Here is a 4,543-nt window from a genome sequence, read left to right as displayed (position 1 = left end):
TAGTAACTAAAACGTATGATTAGGGTGTATATTAATTGTGGAGTGAAAATGAATGATTATAGGTTACGCAAGAGTATCTTCGATAGATCAGAATTTAGAGAGACAGCTAGATAATTTGAAAACATTTGGTGTAGAGAAAATATTTACAGAGAAACAATCGGGAAAGTCAGTAGAAAATAGACCCGTATTTCAAGAAGCACTTAACTTTGTGAGAATGGGCGATAGATTTGTAGTAGAATCGATTGATCGCTTAGGTCGTAATTATGATGAAGTGATTAACACAGTTAATTATTTAAAGGATAAAGAAGTTCAATTGATGATTACTAGTTTACCTATGATGAATGAAGTCATTGGCAATCCTTTATTAGATAAGTTTATGAAAGATTTAATCATACAAATATTAGCAATGGTTTCAGAACAAGAACGAAATGAAAGTAAACGTAGACAAGCACAAGGTATTCAAGTTGCGAAAGAAAAAGGGGTATATAAAGGACGTCCGTTACTTTATTCAGCGAATGCTAAAGATCCTCAAAAACGCATTATTTATCATAGAGTTGTAGAAATGTTAGAAGAAGGCCAAGCAATTAGTAAAATTGCGAAAGAAGTAAATATAACAAGACAAACAGTTTACAGAATTAAATATGATAATAGATTATCTTAATAAATTAATTATATATGTGTGTGAAAACACATCTTAAAGGGCGTATAGAAAAGGCGCACAACCTGTATAATCCTGATAAAAAAACAATCGCTGATTTAACAGCGATTGTTTTTTTTATGATTAACATAATAAAAGATTATAGGTAGTGATTTTGTATAGATTATACATTACTTAGCATTTCACATTAATTTATTGACTTCTCCGAATTATAAACTAACATCCTTGATTAAAGAATTAAAATTATTAATTGCAGCTTGATAAGTTATTTCATCTTTTGTCTTAACATTTTCTAAGGGATTTTCAATGATTGAAATCATAGCCTTAGAAAATTCTTCAATGTTATTAGGTTCAATTAAATAACCGTTTTCTCCATTTACTATAATTTCTCTTGGCCCATATTTAATATCATATGCAATTACAGGACAACCTTCATTTATACTTTCCATAACGCTTAATGCAAACCCTTCAAACTTACTTGTTAAAAGAGAAGCTTTAGATTCTCTAAAAACTTGAAGTGGATCATTTGTAAAAGAGTGAATAGTAACTTCATTTTGTAAGTTATATTGTTTAATAAGGTTTTCTATTTTTGTACGTTCTTCTCCCTTAATACCACCATACAATACTAATTTAGTCGATCCTCCATTATCTATATAAAGTTTATAACTTTCGATTATATGAGAAATCTGCTTTTCTTCACTAAATCGTCCAACAAATACAAATTGATCTTTTATTTCATTAGTAGAATTGCTTGATGTTTTTATAAAATGTGGTATAACTACAAATTTTTCATCAGGTATATTTAAATCATTTTGTATATCTTCTTTTTGTTGGTTAGTCAGAACATAGTATTTAGCTATTTTATCTGAATTGTTAAGAGCATATTTATACGAACTCTTGATTGAATCTCCTTCTAAATGAGAACTATGAAAAACTAATATAGATTTTATATTTTTTGTAGAATTTATTAGTGATTTATCTAATAATCTTGCATCGTTAAAAACAATATCTTGATCATTAAAATAAAAGTCAAAGAAGTATGTAAACATTTCTTTTTCATTACTAAAACTTTCAATTAATATATCATTATCGTAAATAAAAATTGAGTTTAACTTATTGTCATTTGTTTCTTCAAAATATTTTTTACAATACAGATTTTTTTCTAAGTCATAATAAAATTCCGCTAATTTTTTATTTAATTTTCTTGAATAATTAGTGATTTTATGTAAATATCCATATTCATTATATTCCCAGCGTTCAACTTTATGTTTTACTCCTGGCGTAAAGAAATCTTCAAATTTAACAACTTGTGAATTGGGGTAAAATTTTCTATATAAACAATATCTTTCTGTATCCTTGTCATAATATCTAACGCAATTTTTATCTAAATCTTCTTTTGCAATAAAATTTGATATTTTAAGTTCTTGTGGCTGTATATTTATATACGTATTTGAAGAATAATAAGAACCTGTAAGTAATCTAAAATTAGATAACCAGTCATAAATATTTATAACCATTATATTTTCTTTCAATATCTCTTTGTTATAAAAATCTTTGTAAACAGTTGTATAATTTGGATTATAATTTGTCGTCAAGATTGTTTGATCAAAATCAAATTCGTCATTTAAAAAATCAATTCTTTTTAATAAAGATTTAGTTCGACCCCCATGGTCTGGTGGTAATGTTGAAGCTACTGTGTATATCATAATATTCTCTCCCAATAATATCTTTTCATACAATGTTGCTTGCTAATTAGCCTAGTTCCATTATAATTTAAACATTCTCTTATACTTTTATCAATTTCATTCTTTGATTAGCAACCACATTATTGGTTGCTGCACTAGGTCGGTTTTTGATTTTGAATTAGTTTTTAAATTATATGAGTGGCTAGCAATAGCTACTCATTTTTTGCGTATGCAAAAACATAAAGGGCTTGGGATATAATCCCAACAAGCAGGCGACACTACCACGTTAGTGGCTAGCAAAGCCAATGCTTGCCAAACCACTTAACGACTTGATGAATTTTACTTTATCCTATAAAGTAAAATGTAAGAAAGGCGTTATCTTTCGAAGAAAGCGTGGTGGGAATAATGAGCGAACAAAACACATTTGTGGCTAGCGACGAAACTGTTGGGCAAAACCGTAAACCCAACCGTAAGGCGCCGAAACAAATCAGTTTTCGTGTGAGCGAATCCGAATATTTAAAGTTACAACAATCAGCTGAAACTTTAAATATGAGTGTGCCTGCGTTCGTTAAGAAAAAGGCACAAGGCGCTCGATTGGTCGCACCCAAATTGGATCAAGCAACGCGACAATCGGTAGCGAAAGATTTGAGTATGTTGGGCGCAAATGCCAATCAGATTGCGAAATATTGCAACCAACATCAACATGAAGCACCGAACTATAAAGCATTAAAACGTAATATCAGCGAATTACGTGAAAGGTTAGATGAGGTATGGAACAAACTAAATTAAGAAGATTGCTATTTAGCATTTGGATTTTAACTGTTATATCTTTAATGATTTTAACTTTATTTTTTAATTTTTCATTCCTAAAACAATGGTGGTTTATCACCATCTGTTTCTTATTTTGTGCTTTCGGTGGCCTTTTAATTGATCATTTTATTCCTAAACAAAAAAAGCGTGATACCAATGGCAACAACTAAAATAAGTGCAACGAAATCAACGTCACGTGCCATCAATTACGCTGAAAAACGGGCTGAAGAAAAAAGTGGCTTAAACTGCGACATAGACTATGCCAAAAGTAGTTTTAAAGCCTCACGTGAACTCTATGGTAAAACAGGGGGTAATGAAGGCCATGTCATTATTCAGTCATTCAAACCAGGCGAAGTAACCCCAGAACAATGTAATCAATTAGGCTTAGCATTAGCTAAAAAATTCGCAACCAATCATCAAGTGGCTGTTTATACACATTGTGATACTGATCACATACATAATCATATTGTGATTAATGCCGTTAATCTTGAAACAGGTAAAAAGTTCAATAACAACAAGCAAGCCTTACGTGATTTAAGAGACTTTAATGACGACGTATGTCGTGAACATGGCTTAAGCGTGCCAGAAAAAGATACAGCACGCTTACGTTATACACAAACAGAAAAAGCGATTGCTGACCCTAATACAAAATCAACCGCCCAATATTCATGGAAAGATGAAATACGTGAAGCAATCGACCAATCAACAGCTACAAGTATGGATGAATTCAAAGACCATTTAAGTCAATATGACATTGAAATTGCACGCGTTACACCTAAGAGCATTACCTATCGACATCTAGCTGAAGATAAAAAAGTCCGTGGTCGTCGATTAGGCGAAGATTATAACAAAGGGGGTATAGAAGATGGCTTTGAAAGACAAATACAACGACAACAGCAAGGACGAGAAGATGACAAAGACATCCAGCCAAAACGACCAACTTCAAACCGTGATGAACCAGCTCAACGAGATACAGGCGTCACTCAATCAGATTGGGATAAATTCGCCCAAGACACAAATGAGCTTGAGCGTCGCCGACAAGCTGCAGAGTCAGCAAGACTTGCTCATGAAAAGGCTCGAAGAGATAGAGAAGAGAGAGAACGAGCGAAACAAGCGTCACGAACAATTATTAACGACGATCGAGACCACGGCCTCGAACTTTAATCAAGCAACCCAAACCAATGAAAAACGGTTTGTGAGTGCAGCGAGACATTATGTGCAACGGATTGATACCGATAATTTAAAACAAGATTTCGAACAAGCGATACAAAAAGAACGGTTCTGTTGCAAAGTTGAATTTATAGTATAATTTTAACAAAAAGGAGTCTTCTGTATGAACTATTTCAGATATAAACAATTTAACAAGGATGTTATCACTGTAGCCGTTGGA

The 4,543-nt window shown here is 32.0% G+C and carries 5 protein-coding genes; 4 read left to right on the top strand and 1 reads right to left on the bottom strand.

Annotation, left to right across the window (positions count from 1 at the left end):
* The first annotated feature begins 52 nt into the window (after window positions 1-52).
* On the top strand, window positions 53-661 hold the full coding sequence (locus tag AC2D8K_RS12370) for a recombinase family protein (RefSeq protein ID WP_484698803.1): 609 nt from the start codon (window positions 53-55) through the stop codon (window positions 659-661).
* 206 nt (window positions 662-867) lie between these two features.
* Here AC2D8K_RS12370 and AC2D8K_RS12365 read toward each other — a convergent pair whose 3' ends face one another.
* Window positions 868-2,364 carry a glycosyltransferase gene (locus AC2D8K_RS12365; protein ID WP_002450444.1) on the bottom strand — a complete coding sequence of 499 codons (1,497 nt, stop codon included), beginning with the start codon at window positions 2,362-2,364 and terminating at the stop codon, window positions 868-870.
* 384 nt (window positions 2,365-2,748) lie between these two features.
* Between AC2D8K_RS12365 and AC2D8K_RS12360 the strand changes: the two genes are divergently transcribed.
* The 3 genes from AC2D8K_RS12360 to AC2D8K_RS12350 are packed head-to-tail and all read left to right on the top strand — an operon-like array spanning window position 2,749 to window position 4,317.
* On the top strand, window positions 2,749-3,132 hold the full coding sequence (locus AC2D8K_RS12360; protein WP_484698801.1) for a plasmid mobilization protein: 384 nt from the start codon (window positions 2,749-2,751) through the stop codon (window positions 3,130-3,132).
* Window positions 3,114-3,323, top strand: coding sequence for a hypothetical protein (locus AC2D8K_RS12355; protein ID WP_145945331.1), 210 nt, complete (start codon window positions 3,114-3,116; stop codon window positions 3,321-3,323). The genes AC2D8K_RS12360 and AC2D8K_RS12355 overlap by 19 nt, the downstream gene beginning before the upstream one ends.
* A complete protein-coding gene (locus tag AC2D8K_RS12350; RefSeq protein WP_338421167.1) occupies window positions 3,310-4,317 on the top strand; it encodes a relaxase/mobilization nuclease domain-containing protein in 1,008 nt (335 codons plus the stop codon). Before AC2D8K_RS12355 ends, AC2D8K_RS12350 begins: the two co-directional genes overlap by 14 nt.
* Window positions 4,318-4,543: the final 226 nt, after the last annotated feature.

The organism is Staphylococcus sp. 510, from assembly GCF_057219715.1.
This window is presented reverse-complemented; position numbering and strand designations above follow the sequence as displayed.

What these genes read in the sequence shown, in the direction of transcription:
- AC2D8K_RS12370 (WP_484698803.1), top strand. Translation starts at nt 53, where the DNA reads ATGATTATAGGTTACGCAAGAGTATCTTCGATAGATCAGAATTTAGAG.
- AC2D8K_RS12365 (WP_002450444.1), bottom strand. Translation starts at nt 2,364, where the DNA reads ATGATATACACAGTAGCTTCAACATTACCACCAGACCATGGGGGTCGA.
- AC2D8K_RS12360 (WP_484698801.1), top strand. Translation starts at nt 2,749, where the DNA reads ATGAGCGAACAAAACACATTTGTGGCTAGCGACGAAACTGTTGGGCAA.
- AC2D8K_RS12355 (WP_145945331.1), top strand. Translation starts at nt 3,114, where the DNA reads ATGGAACAAACTAAATTAAGAAGATTGCTATTTAGCATTTGGATTTTA.
- AC2D8K_RS12350 (WP_338421167.1), top strand. Translation starts at nt 3,310, where the DNA reads ATGGCAACAACTAAAATAAGTGCAACGAAATCAACGTCACGTGCCATC.